The following is a 21978-nucleotide window of genomic DNA, read 5'->3' as shown; positions in this document are numbered from 1 at the left end:
GCGTCGCGCGCCTCAGCACGACGCCATGTGGTCGCTTGTCGTGGTGGCAGGGCGACGTCCGGCACGACAGCCCGCCACGTGGTCCCTTGTCGCGGTGGTAGGCGGCGGGCGCAACGATCGGGCCACGGCAGGGGTCTGGTGGGCATGGGACACGCGCGGACCTGCCACGCTCGGGACATGACAGGGGTGTCTGCGCGGCCACGAGTGGCTCGACGCCGCACGGCCGGGCTCCGGGGCCTGGCCGCCGTGGTGCTCGCCGCTGCGGCGCTGTTCGGCACGAGCGTGGGTGCGCACATCCCGCCCGCGGCGGCGGCCTCCTGCGCCGCGCCCACGGCCTCGGAGGTCGTGGCGTCGGCCGACGTCATCGTCGTCGGTCGGCTGACGCACGTCGAGGACCCCGGCGCCTCCTACAGCCCGCACCCGGTCTCGTGGACCGTCGAGGTGGCGAGCGTCCACCAGGGGCAGGCGCCCCGCCTGCTCCACGCCGAGACCGACGACGTGACGACCGTGCCGGAGGGGGACCGGTACGTGGTCGCGCTGCAGACCCGGGACGGGCGGTTGCTCGTGAGCCCCTGCGCCCTGGCCGCCTACGGCACCACGGAGGCGGACGCCGTCCTCGCCGCGGCCGGGCCGGGGCACGCCCCCACAGACGGCGCCGCGGCTACCGCCCTGCCGGGGTACGCGCCGGTCGAGCTCGGCTCCGGGTGGAGCCCAGCCGCCGTCGGGTTCGCCCTGATGGGCGCCGCGCTGGTCCTCGCGCTGCTCGTGGCGGCCGGCGTCGGCCTTCGCCGGGCCCGCGTGGAGGCCCGCGCCCGACGCCTCGCGATGAGCCGGCCGGCCCGCTGACCTGCGTCGATTCGGCTGGAACACCGTTCAACTGACACCGGCGTCGTTTGTCAGCCATCAGCGGACAAACGGCGTTGCGCGAGCGGGCGCGCCCCCCTCCGTCGTCTAATAGAGGCGACCCCGCGGGCAGCGGGGACGCTCGGGCGCATCCGGCACCCGGGGTCGAGCGACCAGGAGCGAATCGGTGGCACGAATCGGAGAAGGCGGGGACCTGCTCAAGTGCTCGTTCTGCGGAAAGAGCCAGAAGCAGGTCAAGAAGCTCATCGCCGGGCCCGGGGTGTACATCTGCGACGAGTGCATCGACCTCTGCAACGAGATCATCGAGGAGGAGCTCGCCGAGAACAGCGAGCTGGGCCTCGACCACCTGCCCAAGCCGCGGGAGATCTTCGACTTCCTGCAGAACTACGTCGTCGGCCAGGACACCGCGAAGAAGGCGCTCGCCGTCGCGGTCTACAACCACTACAAGCGCATCCAGGCCGGTGACGGCCCCAAGCGCGACGACGAGCACGTCGACATCGCCAAGAGCAACATCCTGCTCATTGGCCCGACCGGCTCCGGCAAGACCTATCTGGCCCAGACCCTCGCGAAGATGCTCAACGTGCCCTTCGCCATCGCCGACGCCACGGCGCTGACCGAGGCCGGCTACGTCGGCGAGGACGTCGAGAACATCCTGCTCAAGCTCATCCAGGCCGCCGACTACGACGTCAAGAAGGCCGAGACGGGCATCATCTACATCGACGAGGTCGACAAGATCGCCCGCAAGAGCGAGAACCCGTCGATCACGCGCGACGTCTCCGGCGAGGGCGTCCAGCAGGCCCTCCTGAAGATCCTCGAGGGCACCACGGCATCGGTGCCTCCGCAGGGCGGGCGCAAGCACCCGCACCAGGAGTTCATCCAGATCGACACGACGAACGTCCTGTTCATCGTCGGCGGTGCCTTCGCCGGGCTCGAGAAGATCATCGAGTCGCGCGTCGGGCGCAAGGGCCTCGGCTTCGGGGCCGCGCTGCACAGCCCCAAGGACCTCGCCGACTCCTTCGCCGACGTCATGCCCGAGGACCTGCTCAAGTTCGGCCTCATCCCCGAGTTCATCGGCCGCCTGCCCGTGCTCACGACGCTCGCGCCGCTCGACCGCCAGGCCCTCGTCAACATCCTCACGACGCCGCGCAACGCGCTCGTGAAGCAGTACCAGAAGATGTTCGAGATCGACGGCGTCGAGCTCGAGTTCAGCGACGACGCCCTAGAGGCCGTCGCGGAGCAGGCGCTGCTGCGCGGCACCGGTGCCCGCGGCCTGCGCGCCATCATGGAGGAGGTCCTCCTCCCGGTCATGTTCGACGTGCCGAGCGACGACGGCATCGCCCGCGTCGTCGTGAGCCGTGAGGTCGTCCTCGACAACGTCAACCCGACGATCGTGCGGCGTGAGGCCGAGCCGCGGGCCAAGCGTCCGCGCAAGGAGTCTGCCTGACGCCGGTGCGGACCTCCACCGGGTCCGACCCGTCCTGACGGGAGGCTGAGCCGTGGTCGCACCGTTCCGCCTGCACTCCGGCGATCCCGTACCGGTGCAGCAGACCTCGACGACGTGCGGTTCCGCCTCGCTCACCGTGGCGCGGATGCTCGTCAACCCGGCCTTCGCGCAGTGGATCCGCCTGGGCGTCCCGCACGACCCGGCCGCCCCGATGGACGCCGGCACCGAGACCGGGCGCTTCGCCGCCTACGAGCAGGTCGTCGCTCGGCGCACCGGTGGCTGGTTCGGCGGGGGCGGGCGGCTGCAGCTGCCGTGGCCCCGCGCGCTCGGCACCTCGCCGTGGGGTGCCCGCAACGAGCTGCGCTTCGGCGCCGGCGCCCCCGGGGCACGGTGGCACGTCGCGTGGTTCCGGCTCGGCTCGGCCGAACGGCTCGGACGCGCCTACGACGACCTCGCGGCCGCGGTGCGCCCGGGTCGACCGGGCGTCCTCTACATCGGCAGCCCGACGCTGCCGCGCCACGTCGTGCTCGCGCTGCCGCCCACCGGTGGCGACGGGCTCGACGTCTACGAGCCGTCGGTCGGACGCGTCGTCGGCCTCTCGCGCGAGGCGTTCGTGATGCGCCGGCTGCGCCTGGCCGGCTGGGACGTCCCCTGGGCCGCGGTCCACGACGCCACCTGACCGCTCCTCGCGTCCTCGTGGCTCAGTCGCGCTCGGCCGGTGGCTCGGTGCGCAGGAGCAGGACGGCGGCGGCCAGCCCGAGGACGCCGACGACGAGGGCGGCCGGGCCCCCGACGTCACCGTGGCCCGCGAGCACGCCGGCGAGCGCCCCAACGGGCAGGGCTGCGGCGGCAGCGACACCGGTCCAACGGGTCCAGCGCAGCAGCTCGCGCGGTGCCACCTGCGTCGCGGGCGGGACCGACGCACCGAGGGCCGCGGCCGCGTGGCCGACGGCCACACCGGCGGCCGCCGGCAGGCTCCACCACGAGAACGAGCCCTCCGGCGTCAGGGTGAACCAGCCGAAGAGCATGAGGCCCCAGTAGGCGAGCGGCAGGGCCGACCCGGTCCACGACAGCGTCAGCAGGGGCACGGCGGCGAGGATCCAGAACAACCCGTCGAAACCGCCGGACGCGTGGTCGAGGCAGACGAGGTAGGCGAGGGCGCCGAGGGCGTGCGCGGCGGCGAGGCCCAGCTGGCTCGCCGACCACTCCGGACCGCCGAGCCGGAGCGTCCACCGCGCGTGGTGGGGTAGACGGGTCGAGGGCTGGGCGGGGGTGCCGGTCGCATGGGTCATGCCGGTCACCGCCTCGCCATGCGCGGGGCGCGGGCGCGCCGGGCGATGTCGCGCAGCACCTGGTCGAGCGATCCCGGACCGCGCCAGGCCACGACCGGGACACCGCGCATCTGCAGGCCCTGCACCTGGGCCTCCCTCTGCAGCAGACGGATCCGCCAGGCCAGCGACTCGTACGGGTTCGTCGACGGGTCGGTCAGGTGCTCCGGGAAGGTGTCGACGACGACGACCGTCATGCCCCGCGAGGCGAGCGTGTGCGCGAGCATCACCATCGTCGGGTCGACGAGCGGGGACAGCACGAGGCACAGCGCGTTGGCGTCGACGCCGCGGATCGCCGACTCGCCGGTGTCGCGGCGCTCGGTGGCCGGCGAGATCGAGGCGAGCGTCTCGAGGACGCGGCGCAGGTGGTTGATGCCGGAGCCGACCCCGAGCGTCGGGACCTTGGCCGCGCCGACGGTGCGCAGCGTCAGCCGGTCGTTGCCGGACAGGAAGTGCTCGCTCATGGCGCCGGCCGCGCGGACCGTGACGTCGAGGCTCGTGGGGCGCCCGTCGACGCCCTCGCGTCGCCCGAGGTCGCTGAAGGCGTCGACGAGGAGGAACACGTGCGCGTCCTCGTCGGTGAAGGTCGAGGTGACGTGCAGGGTGCCGGTGCGCATCGAGACCGGCCAGTGGATCCGGCGCAGCCGGTCGCCCGGCTGGAAGCGACGGATCGTGTTGAACTCGGTGCCCGACCCGGGCCGGTTCGAGCGGTTGAGCCCGACGACGCCACGCGGGTGCGGGGTCGGGGCGTTCGCGTCGAAGAGCGCGGGGAGCGGCAGCGTGCCCACCTCGAGGTCGGGCAGGTCGGTCGGGCCGACGCGGAAGGCGCCCCACGGGCTCGACAGCACGACGCTGACGGTGCCGACGCGCCGGCGTCCCCACCGGGTCGAGCGGATCGCGACGACGGCCCGCCCGTCGTCGAGCGGCACGATGCCCGAGGACGGCTTGCGCTCGACCCACGGCACGCTGGCCAGCATCGCCACGCCGTGGGCCTCGTGCAGGGCCGGCTCGGTGGTGACGAGGACGTTGGTCGCCTCGCCCTCGCGCAGCGTCGCCAGCTGCACGTGGGCCGACGCGCGGACATCGGCGCGGGGGCGGGTCACGTGGCCCCACAGCGCGGCGACGGCGAGCGGTGTCGCGAGGACGAGCAGGTCGGCGTGCCGGCTCAGGACACCCACGACGGCGAACGCGGACGCGAGGACGATGGCGCGCTGGTGCGCCGCCGTCGGCGCCCACGACCCGAGCGACCGCCCGCCGGTCCCGACCCCGGTCCCGGCGCCGCCCGAGGGCACGCCCCCGGTCATCGCGGCCGGTGCGCGTCGTGGGGGACGGCGCCCTCACGGGCCGAGGGGGTCGGCACGGTGCGCAGCAGGCCGCCGACGACGGCCGCCCCGCTGACGTTGCTCATCCACAGCTCGGGCTTGACCGTGACGCGGTGGGCGAGCACGGGCACGGCGACCGCCTTGACGTCCTCCGGGGTCACGTAGTCGCGCCCGTTGATGACGGCGTAGGCGCGCGAGCACAGGAGCAGGCCGAGCGAGCCACGCGGCGAGGCGCCCATGAGGACGTCGCCGTGCGTGCGGGTCGCCGCGGCCAGGGCGACGCAGTACCGACCCACCGACTCGTCGACGACCGTGGCCTCGACCGCCGCCTGCATCGCGAGCAGCTCCTCGGCCCCGACGACGGCGGGCAGCTGCTGCTCCTCCTGGCGGCGCGCCATCCGCCCGGCGAGCACCTGCCACTCCTCCTCGAGGCTCGGGTAGCCGAAGGAGACGCGCATGAGGAACCGGTCGAGCTGGGCCTCGGGCAGCGGGTAGGTGCCCTCGTACTCGACGGGGTTGGCCGTCGCGAGAACGTGGAAGGGGCGGGGCAGGCCGAAGGTGCGGCCCTCGACCGTCACCTGCTTCTCCTGCATGGCCTCGAGGAGCGCGGCCTGGGTCTTGGGCGGGGTGCGGTTGATCTCGTCGGCGAGCAGCAGCCCGGTGAAGAGCGGCCCGGGCCGGAAGACGAACTCGCGGTCGCGCTGGTCGAAGACGAACGAGCCGGTGATGTCACCGGGGAGCAGGTCGGGCGTGAACTGGGCGCGCTTGAACTCCAGGCCGAGGGTCTGGGCGAAGCTGCGCGCGGCGAGCGTCTTGCCGAGGCCGGGAAAGTCCTCCATGAGCACGTGGCCGCCCGCGAGGATGCCCGCGAGGACGAGCGTCAGCGCCTCACGCTTGCCGACGACGGCGCGGTCGACCTCGTCGAGGATGGCGGCACTGAGCTCGCTGACGCGGGCCAGCGCCATCGGGGTCGTCGCTGCGGGCGTCTCGGGATCGGTCTCAGTCATGGGTCACCACTGCTCGATTCGTCGGAGGATCGGGTCCAGCCGGGCCGGACGGTAGAGGTCGGACGGGGGCAGCTCGACGAGGAGCTGCCACAGCTCGGCGGGCGTGACGCCCTCGGACCAGCGCGGCTCCTCCTCGACGACGAGCCCGTGCCGCACGAAGAGCCGCTCGCGGATGAGGTCCTGCAGCTGCACGTGCAGGTCGTGGACGAGGGCCTCACGCCCCTCGCCGTGCACGTTGGCCGCCTCGAGGCGCGCGGCGAGGTTGGCCACCCGGAAGTCGTTGCCGCGACCGCCGGAGCCGAGCTCGCCGTCGACGAGGGGCCACACGGTGCGCCCGAGCGCGCCGACGTGGTCGACGACGTGCCAGGCGATGACGAAGCCGGCGACGAGGACGGCGAGCAGGCGTGGCGCGTCGGGCGTCAGGCCGAGCAGGGCCGTGGCAGTGACGAAGCCGAGCCAGGTCAGCAGCACCGCCGTGATGCGTCGGCGCCACGGCGCGAGCACCTCGCGGAGCCCGGCGACCTGGCGGGCGGGCCCGCTAGGCGGTGGGGCGTGGCGTCCGCGACGCGTCGGCTCAGCGGGCATCGTCGGCCCTCTCGGGTGCCGGGCCGGGCACGGCCGCGGCGACGCGCTCGAGGTCGGCGCTCAGCACGCGCAGGTCGGCGACGGCGCGGTCGCGGTGGATCTCGCCGAGGTCGTGGACCGAGAACCGGGCCTCGCGGTAGAGCGCCGCGAGGTCGGCAAGCCGGTCCCGGTCGATCGCCCACGTGCCGATGACGCGCGCCGTGTACTCGGTGGACGTCTCGGCGGGGTCGCGGGGCAGGCCCGTGGCCGCCGCGGAGGTCTCGAGGGCGAGCCAGGCCGCGACGATGGCGTTGCGGGGCTCGCCGGTCAGCAGCAGGTCGATGCCGGCGCGGGCCCCGGCGAGCAGCTCCTCGGGGACGTCGGGCGCCTCGAACACCGGCTCGTCGTGCCGGACGAGCCGGGGGCGCCGCAGCAGGGCGATGACGATCTGGGCCAGCACGGCGAGCACACCGATCGCCACGAGCGCGATGACCACCTGGACGAGCAGGCCCCACAGCGGTGACGGCGGGCTCGGCGCGACGTCGCGGAACGAGGTGACGGGCGAGACCGGCGACGACGTCGGCTGCACGGTCGTCGTCGGCACCTCCGTGAAGGTCACGGTGCTCACCGGGCGCGAGAGGACCGGCACCGACGGACCCGTGGCGGCCACGACGAGCGCCACGGCGACGACGACCCCGGCCACGGCAGCGGCGACCGTCCCCCGTCTCGACATGCCGGTCACGATATTCCGCGCGGGGCGGGGCGTCGGGGTCACCACCCCGATCGTTGTCGTCCTGACATGTTGCCGGCGCACCGGGGCCGGACACGACGGTGGGCGGCCCCCATCGGGTGCCGCCCACGCGTCGGGGAGGAGTCGTCAGGCGCGCGCGGCGCGGTCCTTCTCGACGGGCACGAGGTCGGCGTCGCGGACCTCGATGCCGTCGCCCTCGGCGTAGGCGAGGTCGGTGACGCGACCGCTGGCCCGCAGGTCGGCCTCGGCCGCACGGACCCGCTCGAGCTCCTCGGGAAGGCCCACGAGGGTCATCGTGCGGATCTCGGCGCGCATGCCGAGCTTGGCCTCCGACTTGACCTTGCGGACCGACGCGAGCGCCTCGCCGACGGTCGTGAGCACCGCGGGGTCGCCACCGGTCGGCAGCGCGTCGCGGCTGGGCCAGGACTGGCGGTGCAGCGAGCCCTCGCCGAACCAGGACCAGACCTCCTCGGTGGCGTACGGGATGAACGGGGCGAGCAGGCGCAGCAGGGTGTCGAGCGCGAGCCGCAGCGCGGCACGGGCGGAGTCGGCCTCGGCCCCGCCCTGGCCGCCGTAGGCGCGGTCCTTGACGAGCTCGAGGTAGTCGTCGCAGAACGTCCAGAAGAACGTCTCGGTGACCTCGAGCGAGCGGGTGTAGTCCCACGCCTCGAACCCGTGCGTGGCCTTGTCGACGACGTCGCCGAGGGCCGAGAGCATCGACAGGTCAAGGGGATTGGTCACCGCGGAGCGCAGGTCGCCGGACACGTCGCCGAAGCCGAGCGCGAACTTGCTCGCGTTGAGCACCTTGATGGCGAGGCGCCGGCCGACCTTCATCTGGCCGGTGTCGTAGGCCGCGTCGGTGCCGAGGCGACCCGAGGCCGCCCAGTAGCGCACGGCGTCGGCGCCGTGGGCCATGACGACGTCCTCGGGCGTCTCGGCGTTGCCCTTGGACTTGCTCATCTTCTTGCGGTCGGGGTCGAGGATCCAGCCGCTGATGGCCGCGTTGCGCCACGGCACCGTGCCGTGCTCGAAGTGGGCGCGGGTCACCGTCGCGAAGAGCCAGGTGCGGATGATGTCGTGCGCCTGCGGGCGCATGTCCATCGGGAAGATCGCGTCGAACAGCTCGGGGTCCGAGCCGGGGCCCTCGCCCCCGCGGACCGGCCAGCCGGCCGCGATCTGCGGCGAGAGCGACGACGTCGCCCACGTGTCCATGATGTCGGGGTCGGCGACGAAGCCGCCCGGCACGCCGCGCTGGCTCTCGTCGTAGCCCTCGGGCACGTCGGTCTGCGGGTCGACCGGCAGCGCCGACTCGGGGGCGACGATCGGGTGGTCGTGGTCGGTCTCGCCCTCGGCGGTCACCGGGTACCAGACCGGGAACGGCACGCCGAAGAAGCGCTGGCGGCTGATGAGCCAGTCGCCGTTGAGGCCCTCGACCCAGTTCTTGTAGCGCGAGCGCATGAACGCTGGGTGGAAGTCGACCTCGTCGCCCCGGGCCACGAGAGCCGCCCGCAGGTCGGCCTCGCGACCGCCGTTGCGGATGTACCACTGGCGCGAGGTGACGATCTCGAGGGGCTTGTCGCCCTTCTCGTAGAAGTTCGCCTTGCGCTGGGTCTTCGTCGGCTCGCCGTCGAGGTCGCCGGACTCGCGCAGCGCGGCGACGACCGCCTCGCGGGCGCTGAAGGTCGTCTTCGTCGCGAGCTGCTCGGCGTAGAGCGCCTCGCCGGGGCCGCCGGCGAGCCACTCGGGCGTGTCGGCCTGGAGGCGTCCGTTGCGGGTGATGAGCGAGCGGATCGGCAGGCGCAGCTCGCGCCACCACATGACGTCGGTGAGGTCGCCGAAGGTGCAGCACATGGCGATGCCGGCGCCCTTGTCCATCTCGGCCGCGTGGTGGGCGAGCACCGGCACCTCGACGCCGAAGAGCGGCGAGGTCACCGTGGTGCCGAAGAGCGGCTGGTAGCGCTCGTCGTCGGGGTGGGCGATGAGCGCCACGACCGACGGGATGAGTTCGGGGCGGGTCGTCTCGATGTGGACGGGCTCCCCGCCGGGACGGTGGAAGGCCACCCGGTGGTAGGCGCCGGGGTAGTCGCGCGCCTCGAGCTCGGCCTGCGCCACGGCGGTCTGGAACGTGACGTCCCAGAGGCCGGGTGCCTCGCTCTGGTAGGCCTCGCCGCGCTCGAGGTTGCGCAGGAAGGCCTGCTGGGCCACGGCGCGCGAACGCTCGTCGATGGTCCGGTAGGAGATGTCCCAGTCGAGGGAGAACCCGAGCCGGCGGAACAGCGACTCGAAGGTCACCTCGTCCTTGACGGTGAGCGCGTCGCACAGCTCGATGAAGTTCTTGCGGCTGATCGGCTGCTGGTCGGCCGGCTTGATCGCCTTGCCCTTCGCGTCGACGCCCTCGGAGAAGGGCGGCTCGTAGCCCTCGACGTAGGGAAGGGTCGCGTCGCCGCGCACGCCGTAGTAGTTCTGCACGCGGCGCTCCGTGGGCAGGCCGTTGTCGTCCCAGCCGATCGGGTAGAACACCTCGAGGCCCTGCATCCGCTTGTAGCGCGCCATGCAGTCGGTGTGCGTGTAGGAGAACACGTGCCCGACGTGGAGGCTGCCCGACGCTGTGGGCGGGGGAGTGTCGATGGCGAAGACCTGCTCGCGCGGCAGCTCGAGAGCCCGGGACCGGTCGAAGGCGTAGGTCTGCTCGTCCTTCCATACCTGCATCCACTTCTCCTCGAGGCCGTCGAGCGTCGGGCGCTCGGGGATCCGAGAGGTCGTGGTGGCAGGTGCGTCAGTCATGCGCCCAATCCTTCCATGCGGCGACGGATGCCCTCGACCGGCTTTCACCGGCGGTCGACGCCGGTGGCGAGGGCCGGTGTGGCGATGCTCACGCAGGTCCTTCCGGACGTTCGGGCGGATGGGTGTGCCGAAGCCTGGAGCGGCAGGGCAGAGTGTCCCCATGGAGCCGGTCTACTCGTCGGTCATCGGGTTCGCCCGTGGCGTCTTCGCCCTGCAGGGCCTGCACTTCACGATCCTCGGTGACGAGAACGTGCCGCGTCAGGGTGGTGCCGTCATGACGGTCAACCACACCGGCTACTTCGACTTCGCGTACGCGGGGCTGGCGGCCCGCCGCTCGGACCGCCTCGTGCGGTTCATGGCCAAGGACGGCGTCTTCAGTCACCCGGTCAGCGGCCCGCTCATGCGCGGCATGCACCACATCCCCGTCGACCGCACCGCCGGCGCCGCCTCGTACGAGGCCGCCGTCGAGGCCCTCCGGGCCGGCGAGATCGTCGGCGTCTTCCCGGAGGCGACGATCTCGCGCTCCTTCGAGCTCAAAGCCTTCAAGAACGGCGCGGCGCGGATGGCCGCCGAGGCCGGCGTGCCGATCCTGCCGACGGTCATCTGGGGCTCGCAGCGGGTCTGGTCCAAGGGCCTGCCGCGGCGCCTCGGCCGCACCAACGTCCCGATCCTCATCAACGTCGGCGAGCCCATCCCGGTGGCGCCCGACGCCGACCCCGACGCGGTGACGGTCCGCTACAAGCGCGTCATGCAGGAGCTGCTCGACGTCGCGCGCGCCGCGTACGAGCCGCTGCGGGGCCCCGACCTGCGCTACCTGCCGGCGAGCCTCGGCGGCACCGCGCCGACGCTCGAGGAGGCCGACCGCCTCGACGCGCAGGAGGCGCAGGAGCGTCGTCGCCGCGCCGACGAGCGCCGCGGCTTCGGCTCCGAGGACTGACGCGTCAGCGTCGGTGGCCCGGCGGGGGCTCGCCGAGCATCTCCCGGCCCCAGTGCACAAGCAGCCGTCGCCGTCGCCTTGAAGTGGACGAGCTGGGTCTTCTGCTGGTGGCTCAGCGTCGCGAAGGCCGCGGCCTGGTAGCCGCGGCTGCGGCGCCGCTGCAGGACGTAGCCGACCGGCGGGAGAAGCCACCACCACGGCGACACCCGGTGACGCGGGTTCGGGGCCGGGCCCACCGCGCCGGTACCCTTCCGCGCATGGCTCGTCAGGCTCGTCAGCGCGTCCCCGAGGGTCCGCCCCCGGCCCCCGCCGTCCAGAAGCTCCGCATCCGCTACACCAAGCGCGGGCGCCTCCGCTTCACCTCGAGCCGCGACTTCCAGCGTGCCCTCGAGCGGGCGCTGCGCCGGGCCGACGTGCCGATGGCCTTCTCGGCCGGCTTCCACCCGCACCCGAAGATCAGCTACGCCAACGCGGCGGCGACCGGCACGGCCTCCGAGGCCGAGTACGTCGAGATCGCCGTCACCTCGCGCGTCGACCCGGAGTCGGTGCGGGTCGCCCTCGACGAGGCACTGCCCGACGGCATCGACATCGTCGAGGTCGTCGAGGCGGCCCCCGGCGCGCTCGCCGACCGGCTCGAGGCCAGCGACTGGCTCCTCGTGTACACCGGGCTGCCCGTCGGGGTGCTCGCCGCCGCCGTCGACGCACTGCTCGAACGGGAGGTCGCCGAGGTGACCCGCGTGACGAAGTCCGGCCCGCGGACCTTCGACGTGCGCGGGGCGATCCTCTCCGCCCGCGTCGGCCGCGCGTCCGACACGGCCACCGACGTGCCCGCCTCGCTCGCGATCGCGGCCGACTGTGCGATACTGCGCATGGTCGTACGACACACCACACCTGCCGTACGCCCCGACGACATTCTGACCGCGCTGCGTGAGATCGCCGACCTGCAGCCTCCGCGTCCGCCACTGGTGACGCGTCTGGCGCAGGGACCGCTCGACACCGCAACCGCGAGGGTGACCGACCCGCTGACATGACCACCCGGCCATGACGACGAACCGGCTGCCGACGAGAACGCCGACGGCACGAGGGACCGGGGCCGCGCCCAGCGCGAACCGGGACCGGGTGTAACGCATCGACTTCCGTCACGGGTCACACCGGGACGACACAGACCGCGTTTCGAGCGGTGGCGACGGCCCACGGGCCGCGGTGTGGGTCACACCGCTCCTGACGGGAGGCTGCCGGATGGCACCCAACGACACCACCGCATCGACCGAGGGCACCCAGGCCCCCAACCTCTTCGACGGCGACCCCACCACCGACGCGCCGAGCGCGCCGGCGCCCCGCAAGCGGGCCTCGCGACGCGTCACGAAGAAGGCCGCCGCGCCCGCGCCGGCACCCGAGACGACCACCCCAGCCGGCGAGGCGGAGGTCCCGCCGGCGAGCGAGGGCACCGACGCCGCCGAGGGCGCCGACGCCGCCGAGGCCGCGCCGGCGCGGGCCGCGCGCAAGCGCGCCAGCCGCTCGGCCAAGGCCGCGGCGTCCGACGACGCCCCCAAGGCGACCCGGACGCGCCGCAAGAAGGCCGCTCCCGCCGAGCCGGCCGAGACCACCGAGACCACCGACACCACCGACACCACCGACACCGCCGTCGCTGCCGACACCACGGAGACCTCCACCGAGGCGCCCGCCGAGGAGAAGTCGGGTCGTCGCCGGCGCAGCTCCGGGCGCGACCGCGCCGCCGCGGCGCTCGAGGAGCTCGTCGCGAGCGTCGACGAGCAGGCCGACGCCGACGTGACGGACGAGGACACCGAGGACACCGAGGACGTCACGGACACCGAGGACGGCGCCGAGCCGGCCGACCCCTTCGCGGTCGTCCCGAGCTTCAGCGTCCTGTTCCAGGCCCCTGACACCAGCAGCGTCCCGACCCGCCGGTCGCGCAGCCGCCGCCCGGAGCCCGAGGACCACGACGCCACCGACGAGCAGCCCGGCCTCGACGAGGCCGACACGTCCGCCGCCGCCGAGGCCGACCGGTCCGGCGAGGACCAGGACGACCGCGAGGGCGACGACTCGTCGCCGCGCCGCTCGCGCCGCCGCCGGGGCGGCAAGGGCCGCCGTGGCCGGGGCGCCGACGCCGAGTCCGACCAGGACACCGACGACGCGCCCGACGAGGACGCGTCGGGCGAGCCGGAGAGCGGCCGGGGCCGACGCGGCCGGGGCCGCACGTCCCGCGACACGCAGGAGGCCCGCGAGGCCGACGCGTCGGGCGAGGAGACTGGCGAGGCGGCCGAGGCCGCGGAGGGTGACGAGGAGGCCGGCTCGAGCCGTCGCCGCCGTCGGCGCCGCCGGGCCGGGTCGGGCTCCGACGCCGCCGAGGACGCCCCCGGCGTCTCGACGCGCGTGCGCCAGCCCCGCAGCGACGAGCCGGTCGCCGTCAAGGGCTCGACGCGCCTCGAGGCCAAGAAGCAGCGACGCCGCGAGGGCCGCGAGGCCGGTCGCCGCCGCACGATCATCACCGAGGCCGAGTTCCTGGCCCGCCGCGAGGCCGTCGACCGGGTCATGGTCGTGCGCAACAAGGACGGCCGCACCCAGATGGGCGTCCTCGAGGACGACGTCCTCGTCGAGCACTACATCGACCAGGCGACCAACGTGTCGATGGCCGGCAACATCTACCTCGGCCGGGTCCAGAACGTGCTGCCCTCGATGGAGGCGGCGTTCGTCGACATCGGCAAGGGCCGCAACGCCGTGCTCTACGCCGGCGAGGTCAACTGGGACGCCGCAGGCCTCGAGTCCGGCCAGCCCAAGCGCATCGAGAACGCGCTCGGCTCGGGCCAGACCGTCCTCGTCCAGGTGACCAAGGACCCGATCGGCCACAAGGGCGCGCGCCTCACCTCGCAGATCAGCCTGCCCGGCCGCTACCTGGTCTACGTCCCGAACAGCTCGATGACCGGCATCAGCCGCAAGCTGCCCGACACCGAGCGTGCCCGCCTCAAGAAGATCCTGCGCGAGGTCGTGCCGGACTCCGCCGGCGTCATCGTGCGCACGGCCGCCGAGGGGGCCAGCGAGGAGGAGCTGCGCGCCGACGTCGAGCGGCTGACCGCGACGTGGGAGGACATCCAGGCCAAGGCCGAGGCCGGCTCCACCCCGCGCGCCGGCAAGAGCAAGGGCAAGAAGAAGAACGGCGGCAGCGGCTCCGCGACCGGCGGCACGGCCCCGATGCTCCTGCACGGCGAGCCCGACCTCACCGTCCGCGTCATCCGCGACGTCTTCAACGAGGACTTCAAGCAGCTCGTCGTCTCCGGCGAGCAGGCCTGGCAGGAGATCCACCCGTACATCACGGCCGTGGCCCCCGACCTCGCCGACCGCGTCACGAAGTGGACCTCCGAGGAGGACCTCTTCTCCCATCACCGCGTCGACGAGCAGCTGTCCAAGGCCATGGACCGCAAGGTCTGGCTGCCCTCGGGCGGCTCCCTCGTCATCGACCGCACCGAGGCGATGACCGTCGTCGACGTCAACACCGGCAAGTTCGTCGGCTCGGGCGGCAACCTCGAGGAGACCGTCACCAAGAACAACCTCGAGGCGGCCGAGGAGATCGTGCGCCAGCTGCGGCTGCGCGACATCGGCGGCATCATCGTCATCGACTTCATCGACATGGTCCTGGAGAGCAACCGCGACCTCGTCGTGCGGCGCCTGCTCGAGTGCCTCGGCCGCGACCGGACCAAGCACCAGGTCGCCGAGGTCACCTCGCTCGGCCTGGTCCAGATGACCCGCAAGCGCGTGGGCTCGGGCCTCATCGAGGTCTTCTCGCACACGTGCGAGCACTGCAACGGCCGCGGCTACGTCATCCACACCGACCCCGTCGACAAGGGCGCCCACCAGCACGAGCCCTCGGGCGAGGGTCGCCGTCGCGGCGGTCGCGGCTCCGGTGGCCAGGGCGGCTCGGGCAACCAGGGCGGTCAGGGCGGCCAGGGCAACCAGGGCGGCTCCGGCCAGGCGTCGCAGGGCACGGGCGGTCAGCCGTCCGCCGCCCACGAGGCGGCTGCCGACCACAAGCCCTCCGGCCCCACCGCGGCCCAGATCGCCGCGGCGGCGCACGCCGCGGCCATCAAGGGGGCGACGACCGCCGCCGAGCAGATCGAGGCGCTCGAGCAGCTCGACCAGGCGGCCGAGTCGGGCTCGTCTGGCTCTTCGGTCGACGGCCACCCGCACGCCTTCCCCGAGGACTCCGGGCCGTGGGGCGGCGACGACGCCCCGATCGCCGAGAAGGACGCCGACGCCTCGCACGGCGCCGACGCCGCCGTCCCGGTCGAGCTCGAGTCCGACGTGCCCGGTGCCGTCGACGAGCAGCCCGAGCCGACGCCCGAGCCGACGCCCGAGCCGGAGGCGGCCCCCGAGCCGGAGCCCGCGTCCGAGCCCGCGTCGGAGCCGGCACCCGCCGCGCGCGGACGCCGTCGCCGCGGCCGAGTCGTGGCCCCCGCCGGCCCGCCCAAGGCGACCGCCGACGGTGGTGGCGACGACGCCTGACCTCGGTTTGGAGCAGCACGCTCCTGCCGGTACGCTTGATCCTTGGTGCGCCCACCGGGCCCGTGTTGACGGGCCGGTTCCGAAAGCGGCGATCACCCCTGAACGAAGAGAGTGAGTTTCACTGTGTACGCGATTGTGCGCGCTGGCGGTCGCCAGGAGAAGGTCTCGGTGGGCGACGTCCTGCTCATCGACAAGGTGACGGGTCAGCCCGGCGACGCCGTCGAGCTCACGCCGCTGCTCCTCGTCGACGGCACCACCGTCACGTCGGACGCCGCGAAGCTGTCGAAGGCGTCGGTCAAGGCCGAGGTCGTGAAGGCCGCCAAGGGCCCGAAGATCACGATCATGAAGTACAAGAACAAGACGGGCTACCGGAAGCGTCAGGGCCACCGCCAGCCGCTGACCCAGGTCAAGATCACCGCGATCGACGCCTGACCCGGCCGACACAGACCTCACAAGGAGCAACGACATGGCACACAAGAAGGGTGCGTCCTCGACCCGCAACGGTCGCGACTCGAACGCACAGCGACTCGGCGTCAAGCGCTTCGGCGGCCAGACCGTCAACGCGGGCGAGATCCTCGTCCGTCAGCGCGGCACGCACTTCCACCCGGGTGAGGGTGTCGGCCGAGGTGGCGACGACACGCTGTTCGCCCTCGTCGCCGGCGCCGTGAAGTTCGGCACCAAGCGCGGCCGCAAGACCGTCAACATCGAGCAGCCGGAGACCGCTGCCGCTGAGTGATCGCCTCGATCACCACTGATGTACCGGAAGGGCGGGCCCGCGCGGCCCGTCCTTCCGCCTTTCCCGGGCCACCCCGGCACCCCGATCGTGAGGTCGCCGCCGGCCCACCCTGAACTGGAAGAGTGACCTCCCATGGCAGTGACCTTCGTCGACCGTGTCGTGCTGCACCTGGCCGCCGGCAACGGCGGGCACGGCGTCGCGTCGGTCCACCGCGAGAAGTTCAAGCCGCTCGGCGGCCCTGACGGCGGCAACGGCGGTCACGGGGGCTCGGTCGTGCTGCGTGTCGACCCGCAGTCCACGACGCTGCTCGACTACCACCGTCACCCGCACCGCAAGGCCGGCAACGGCGCCCCGGGCGCCGGCGACGAGAAGAACGGCGCCGACGGCGACGACCTCGTCCTGCCGGTGCCGGAGGGCACGGTCGTCAAGGACGCGTCGGGCTCGATCGTCGCCGACCTCGTCGGCATGGGCACCGAGCACGTCATCGCGCGAGGCGGTCGTGGCGGTCTCGGCAACAAGGCCCTCGCGTCGACGCGACGCAAGGCGCCGGGCTTCGCGCTGTTGGGCGAGCCGGGGGAGGAGATCGACGTCGTCCTCGAGTTGAAGACGCTCGCCGATGTCGCCCTGATCGGCTTCCCGAGCGCGGGCAAGTCCTCGCTCGTGTCGGTGCTGTCGGCCGCGCGGCCGAAGATCGCCGACTACCCGTTCACGACGCTCGTGCCCAACCTCGGCGTCGTGACGGCGGGGTCGAGCCGGTTCACCGTCGCCGACGTGCCGGGTCTCATCCCCGGCGCCCACGAGGGCAAGGGCCTGGGGCTGGAGTTCCTCCGGCACGTCGAGCGCTGCTCCGTGCTCGTGCACGTCATCGACTGCGCCACGCTCGAGCCCGGCCGCGACCCGATGACCGACCTCGACGTCATCGAGAACGAGCTGTCCCTCTACGTGCCCGACGCCGACCTCGGCGGCCGCCCCATCGCCGAGCGCACCCGCATCGTCGTGCTCAACAAGGCCGACGTGCCCGAGGCCCGCGAGCTCGCCGAGATGGTCAAGCCCGACCTCGAGGCCCGCGGCCTCGAGGTGTTCATCGTCTCGGCGGTGGCCCACCAGGGCCTGGCCGAGCTGAGCTACGCCATGGCGCGCCACGTCGAGGAGGCCCGCAAGCAGGTCGAGGCCGAGGCGGCGATGCCCAAGCGCGTCGTGCTGCGCCCGCGCTCGCTCGACGACCGGGGCTTCACGGTGACGAAGGAGAACGGTCCCGACGGCCCGTTCTACCGCGTCACGGGCGAGCGCCCGATCCGGTGGGTGCGCCAGACCGACTTCAGCAACGACGAGGCGGTCGGCTACCTCGCCGACCGGCTCGCGCGCCTCGGCGTCGAGGACCAGCTCTACAAGGTCGGGGCCGTCGCGGGCGACACCGTCGTCATCGGCGCCACCGACGACGCCGTCGTCTTCGACTGGGAGCCGACGCTGCAGCCCGGCGCCGAGCTGCTCGGCGTCCGCGGCACCGACCTGCGCCTGCAGGACGACGCGCGACCGACCCGCGACGAGAAGCGCGAGGCGATGCGCGACCGCTATGCCGCGCGCGCCGCGACCCAGGAGGAGCTCGACGCCGAGCGTCGCTCGGGGCTGTGGCACCTGCGCGACGAGGACACCGACGACGCCTGAGCCACGCTCACGGGGGCCGTCCGGCCTCTAGGGTGTGCGCATGAGCACGTGGGGCGCGCTGCTGCGTCGCGGTCACCTCGGCACGCAGGCCGACCGCGCCGCGTACCGGACGCTGCACACCGCGCTGCTCGCGTCGCCGCCCCTGCGGGCGGGGCTGACGCCGCAGGCGGCGGAGCGCTCGCTCAAGCACCTGCGGTCGCTGCTCGGTGCGCCGGCGGTCGCGATGACCGACACGACCCGGCTGCTGGCGTGGGAGGGCGGCCGGGCCCACCACGCCCCGCAGCCCGTCGTCATCGCGGCCGGCACGCTGCAGCACGGGCGGGCCACCGTCGTCGGCGGCGCCGACGTCGCATGCGGCGAGCCGTCGTGCATCGTGCGCCAGGCCGTCGTCGCGCCGCTCGACGTCGAGGAGAAGGTCGTCGGCACGCTGCAGGTCTTCACCGACGAGGCGTCGGCGGGCCTGGTCCGCGCGACGAACGAGGTGGCCCGGTGGGTGTCGGGACAGCTCGAGCTCGCCGAGCTCGACGCGTCGCGGACCCGCCTCATGGAGGCCGAGGTGCGGGCGCTGCGGGCCCAGATCAGCCCGCACTTCGTGTACAACTCGCTGACGGCCATCGCCTCGTTCACCCGCACCGACCCGGAGCGGGCCCGCGAGCTGCTCCTCGACCTCGCCGAGTTCACCCGGTACTCCTTCCGGCGGCACGGGGAGTTCACGACGCTCGCCGAGGAGCTGCGCTCGATCGAGGCCTACCTCGTGATCGAGAAGGCGCGGTTCGGTGACCGGCTCACGGTGACGGTGCGCGTCGCGCCCGAGGTGCTGCCGGTCGTCGTGCCGTTCCTGTGCCTGCAGCCGCTCGTCGAGAACGCCGTGCGGCACGGCATCGAGGGCCGCGCCGGGCCGGGTGAGATCAGCATCCTGGCCCAGGACGTCGACCAGGAGTGCGTCGTGACGATCGAGGACAACGGCGTCGGGGAGGACCCCGAGCGGGTGGCCCGCGTGCTCGCCGGCGACCCGGCGAGCGACTCGGTGGGGCTGGCCAACGTCGACGAGCGCCTGCGCGCCGCCTACGGCGACGAGTACGGTCTCGTCGTCGAGACCGCCCAGGGAGCCGGCACCAAGGTCGTCGTCCGGCTGCCGAAGTTCCGCCCCGGAGTGCACGTATGAGGTACGCATGAGCACCCCTGCGCTGCGGGTCCTGGCCGTCGACGACGAGGCGCCGGCCCTCGACGAGCTCGTCTGGATGCTCGGCCGGCACGAGTGCGTCGGGGAGGTGCTGCCGGCGCAGTCGGGGGAGGCCGCGCTTCGCGTGCTGCACGAGCAGCCCGTCGACGCGATCTTCATGGACGTGCAGATGCCGGGGCTGAGCGGCCTCGACCTCGCCCGCGTGCTGTCGCGGTTCACGGCCCAGCCGCCCGTCGTCTTCGTCACGGCCCACGAGCAGCACGCCGTCGACGCCTTCGAGCTCAACGTCGTCGACTACGTGCTCAAGCCGGTGCGCGACGACCGGCTCGACCAGGCCGTGCGCAAGGTGGTGCGACGCGTCGAGGGCGAGGCTGCCACCCCGCCGCCCGCCGACGAGAGCATCGTCGTCGAGCTGGCCGGGGTGAGCCGGCTCGTCCCGCGCTCGGAGGTGCTCTACGTCGAGGCGCAGGGCGACTACGCACGGCTGCACACGGCGTCCGGCAGCCACCTGGTGCGGGTGCCGCTCACGACCCTCGCCGACCAGTGGCGCGAGGCCGGGTTCGTGCGGATCCACCGCTCCTCGCTCGTGTCCGTAGTGCACATCAGCGAGTGGCGTACCGAGGGCGGGCGCACGACCGTCGTCGTCGGCGGGCACGAGCTCGTCGTCAGCCGGCGCCACACCCGGGCGCTGCGCGACCTGCTCGCCGGCCGGGCCCAGCCGCGGGGGCGGCCATGACCCCGGACGCACCGCCGGACGCCCCTCAGGACGGGCCCGGCGCACCCGCTGCGCCCGCCGCTTCGGCGGCGTCGGCAGCCCCGGCACGGGTGCGGGTCACGAGCCCGCGCACCGCGGCCGCCCGGACCCGCGCCACCTCCATCGCCTCGGAGATCGACGCGCAGACCCCGCTCGGCGAAGTCTACATCACCTCGCTCATGCGCAGCCAGCTGCGGCTCGCCCTCGGCGTGGCCGCGGTCGTCGCCGCGACGCTCGGCGCGCTGCCGCTCGTGCTGCACGCGTGGCCGGGGATCGGCCGCGTCGACGTGCTCGGGGTGCCGCTGCCGTGGGTGCTGCTCACGGTCGTCGCCTTCGCCGAGATCATCGGGCTGGGGCGGGTCTACGTGCACCTCGCCGAGCGCAACGAGGAGAGCTTCAGCGACCTGCTCGACGGGCGCTGAGGAGAGAGCCGTGAACAGCGTCGTCAGCGTCGTGGCCGTGGTCGTGGTGTCGATCGCGTCGCTGGCCGTCGGGGCGTTCGGACTGCGCCTGTCGCGCACGATGAGCGACTTCTACGTCGCCTCGCGCGGCGTCAGCCCGATACTCAACGCATCCGCCATCAGCGGCGAGTACCTCTCTGCCGCAAGCTTCCTCGGTGTCGCCGGGCTGATCCTCGCACGTGGCGTCGACATGCTGTGGCTGCCGGTCGGGTGGACCGCGGGCTACCTGCTGCTCCTCGTGTTCGTCGCGGCCCCGCTGCGCCGGTCGGGTGCCTACACGCTGCCCGACTTCGCCCAGCTGCGCCTCGAGTCGCTTCCGGCCCGGCGGCTCTCGAGCCTGCTCGTCGTCGGCATCGGCATGCTGTACCTCATCCCGCAGTTCCAAGGGGCCGGCCTGACGCTGCGCACCCTGACCGGGGCCCCGTCGTGGGTCGGGCAGTTCGCGGTGGCGTTCGTCGTGTGCCTCAGCGTGCTGCCCGGCGGGATGCGCAGCGTGACCCTCGTGCAGGCGTTCCACTACTGGCTCAAGCTCGTCGCGCTGCTGACGCCGCTCTTCTTCCTCGTCGCGGCCTTCGCCGGGCGCGACCCCGCCACCGTCGTCGGCGCGGTCGACGTCGCCGACTGGGCGGAGCCGCTGCGCGGGCCGAACGCCCTCTACCTCACCTACTCGCTCGTCCTCGCGACGTTCCTCGGCACCATGGGCCTGCCGCACGTCGTCGTGCGGTTCTACACCAACCCCGACGGACGCGCCGCGCGCCGCACGACGCTCGTCGTCCTGTCGCTGCTGTCCGCCTTCTACCTGCTGCCGGTGCTCTACGGCGTCATCGGCCGGCAGGTCGCGGGAGACCTCGTCGCGAGCGGCCGCTCCGACTCGGTCGTGCTCGAGCTGCCGAGCCGGCTGCTCGACGGTGCGGCCGCCCAGGGCCTGACCGCCCTGCTCGCCGCCGGGGCCTTCGCCGCCTTCCTGTCGACGTCGACCGGTCTCGTCGTGTCGGTGGCGGGGGTGCTGAGCCAGGACCTCGTCCGGTGGGGCTCCGGGCACCGGCAGGGCATCGCCTCCTTCCGCGTCTCCACCGTCATCGCCGTCGTCGTCGCCGTCCTGCTGACCGTCGCCTCGGCCGGCGTGCCGGTGGCGCACGCGGTCGAGCTGGCGTTCGCCGTCGCGGCGTCGACGTTCTGCCCGATGCTCGTGCTCGGCATCTGGTGGCGCGGGCTCACCGCGGCCGGGGCGATCTGCGGGCTCGTCGTCGGGGGAGGGCTGTCGATGGCGTCGGTCCTCGCGACGACCTTCGGCATCGCGACGCAGGGTTGGCTCGGTGTCGTCATGAGCCAGCCCGCCGCCGTCACGGTGCCGGTGGCGTTCGCGACGATGGTGCTCGCCTCGCTCGCGACGCGCTCGCGGCGCCCCGAGCACGTCGCCCGCACCATGGTCCGGCTGCACGCTCCCGAGCACCTGCACCTCGACCGGGGTCCGTTCCACCCCGTCGGGTCGACCGCTCAGCGCACGAACGCGACCGCTCGTCGCGGCTGAGCCTGCGCACGGCGACGACCTCGGCCGCTGGGCGACGCCCGCCGCGCAGGGGATTCCGGGCGGGTGCCCGTGCTCCTACGTTGGCACTCGCCCGAACACCCACCACAGGAGGTGGCCCGTGAGCAAAGA

The 21978-nt window shown here is 73.4% G+C and carries 19 protein-coding genes; 13 read left to right on the top strand and 6 right to left on the bottom strand.

Annotated features, from left to right (window positions below):
* Window positions 1–177 precede the first annotated feature (177 nt).
* From BIV28_RS02710 to BIV28_RS02700, 3 genes are all read left to right on the top strand, one after another.
* A complete protein-coding gene (locus BIV28_RS02710) occupies window positions 178–846 on the top strand; it encodes a hypothetical protein (protein WP_207555720.1) in 669 nt (222 codons plus the stop codon).
* Between the two features lie 184 nt (window positions 847–1030).
* Complete coding sequence (gene clpX / locus BIV28_RS02705) at window positions 1031–2308, top strand: ATP-dependent Clp protease ATP-binding subunit ClpX (RefSeq protein WP_076259070.1); 1278 nt, start codon at window positions 1031–1033, stop codon at window positions 2306–2308.
* A 52-nt stretch (window positions 2309–2360) separates the two neighbouring features.
* Window positions 2361–2987, top strand: a complete 627-nt coding sequence (locus BIV28_RS02700) for a hypothetical protein (protein WP_076259068.1) — start codon at window positions 2361–2363, stop codon at window positions 2985–2987.
* A 22-nt stretch (window positions 2988–3009) separates the two neighbouring features.
* Here BIV28_RS02700 and BIV28_RS02695 read toward each other — a convergent pair whose 3' ends face one another.
* From BIV28_RS02695 to valS, 6 genes are all read right to left on the bottom strand, one after another.
* On the bottom strand, window positions 3010–3600 hold the full coding sequence (locus BIV28_RS02695) for a hypothetical protein (RefSeq protein WP_076259425.1): 591 nt from the start codon (window positions 3598–3600) through the stop codon (window positions 3010–3012).
* A gap of 5 nt (window positions 3601–3605) precedes the next feature.
* Window positions 3606–4928 carry a DUF58 domain-containing protein gene (locus BIV28_RS02690; RefSeq protein WP_242652733.1) on the bottom strand — a complete coding sequence of 441 codons (1323 nt, stop codon included), beginning with the start codon at window positions 4926–4928 and terminating at the stop codon, window positions 3606–3608.
* Window positions 4929–4936: 8 nt separating this feature from the next.
* Complete coding sequence (locus BIV28_RS02685) at window positions 4937–5965, bottom strand: AAA family ATPase (protein WP_076259065.1); 1029 nt, start codon at window positions 5963–5965, stop codon at window positions 4937–4939.
* A gap of 3 nt (window positions 5966–5968) precedes the next feature.
* Window positions 5969–6550, bottom strand: coding sequence for a hypothetical protein (locus tag BIV28_RS02680; RefSeq protein ID WP_076259063.1), 582 nt, complete (start codon window positions 6548–6550; stop codon window positions 5969–5971).
* Window positions 6540–7262: a DUF4129 domain-containing protein gene (locus tag BIV28_RS02675; protein ID WP_076259062.1), complete on the bottom strand. Its 723-nt coding sequence runs from the start codon at window positions 7260–7262 to the stop codon at window positions 6540–6542. The genes BIV28_RS02680 and BIV28_RS02675 overlap by 11 nt, the downstream gene beginning before the upstream one ends.
* 144 nt (window positions 7263–7406) lie before the next feature.
* The gene (valS, locus tag BIV28_RS02670; RefSeq protein WP_076259060.1) at window positions 7407–10064 is read right to left on the bottom strand and encodes a valine--tRNA ligase; all 2658 of its coding nucleotides are present in this window, start codon (window positions 10062–10064) and stop codon (window positions 7407–7409) included.
* A gap of 160 nt (window positions 10065–10224) precedes the next feature.
* Here valS and BIV28_RS02665 point away from each other — a divergent pair, with 160 nt between their 5' ends.
* From BIV28_RS02665 to BIV28_RS02620, 10 genes are all read left to right on the top strand, one after another.
* A complete protein-coding gene (locus tag BIV28_RS02665) occupies window positions 10225–11001 on the top strand; it encodes a lysophospholipid acyltransferase family protein (protein WP_076259058.1) in 777 nt (258 codons plus the stop codon).
* Window positions 11002–11258: 257 nt separating this feature from the next.
* Window positions 11259–12032: a TIGR03936 family radical SAM-associated protein gene (locus BIV28_RS02660; RefSeq protein ID WP_076259056.1), complete on the top strand. Its 774-nt coding sequence runs from the start codon at window positions 11259–11261 to the stop codon at window positions 12030–12032.
* 208 nt (window positions 12033–12240) lie between these two features.
* Window positions 12241–15519: an Rne/Rng family ribonuclease gene (locus BIV28_RS02655; protein WP_076259055.1), complete on the top strand. Its 3279-nt coding sequence runs from the start codon at window positions 12241–12243 to the stop codon at window positions 15517–15519.
* A 123-nt stretch (window positions 15520–15642) separates the two neighbouring features.
* A complete protein-coding gene (rplU, locus tag BIV28_RS02650; RefSeq protein ID WP_076259053.1) occupies window positions 15643–15951 on the top strand; it encodes a 50S ribosomal protein L21 in 309 nt (102 codons plus the stop codon).
* A gap of 34 nt (window positions 15952–15985) precedes the next feature.
* Window positions 15986–16255 carry a 50S ribosomal protein L27 gene (gene rpmA / locus BIV28_RS02645; RefSeq protein WP_076259051.1) on the top strand — a complete coding sequence of 90 codons (270 nt, stop codon included), beginning with the start codon at window positions 15986–15988 and terminating at the stop codon, window positions 16253–16255.
* A gap of 132 nt (window positions 16256–16387) precedes the next feature.
* Window positions 16388–17920 carry a GTPase ObgE gene (gene obgE / locus BIV28_RS02640; RefSeq protein ID WP_076259049.1) on the top strand — a complete coding sequence of 511 codons (1533 nt, stop codon included), beginning with the start codon at window positions 16388–16390 and terminating at the stop codon, window positions 17918–17920.
* 40 nt (window positions 17921–17960) lie between these two features.
* Entirely contained in the window at window positions 17961–19085 is a 1125-nt protein-coding gene (locus BIV28_RS02635; protein ID WP_076259047.1) for a sensor histidine kinase, read from the top strand.
* 7 nt (window positions 19086–19092) lie between these two features.
* Window positions 19093–19839 (top strand): LytR/AlgR family response regulator transcription factor, encoded by a 747-nt coding sequence (locus BIV28_RS02630; RefSeq protein ID WP_076259046.1) that lies wholly within the window; start codon window positions 19093–19095, stop codon window positions 19837–19839.
* Entirely contained in the window at window positions 19836–20279 is a 444-nt protein-coding gene (locus tag BIV28_RS02625) for a hypothetical protein (protein WP_242652732.1), read from the top strand. The genes BIV28_RS02630 and BIV28_RS02625 overlap by 4 nt, the downstream gene beginning before the upstream one ends.
* 10 nt (window positions 20280–20289) lie before the next feature.
* Window positions 20290–21849 carry a sodium/solute symporter gene (locus BIV28_RS02620; protein ID WP_076259043.1) on the top strand — a complete coding sequence of 520 codons (1560 nt, stop codon included), beginning with the start codon at window positions 20290–20292 and terminating at the stop codon, window positions 21847–21849.
* Window positions 21850–21978 lie beyond the last annotated feature (129 nt).

This window comes from Intrasporangium flavum (assembly GCF_001956915.1).
In the GTDB taxonomy this organism is placed as follows: domain Bacteria; phylum Actinomycetota; class Actinomycetes; order Actinomycetales; family Dermatophilaceae; genus Monashia; species Monashia flava.
Note: the sequence above shows the minus strand (reverse complement) of the source record. Positions and strands in the feature narration are given on the sequence as shown.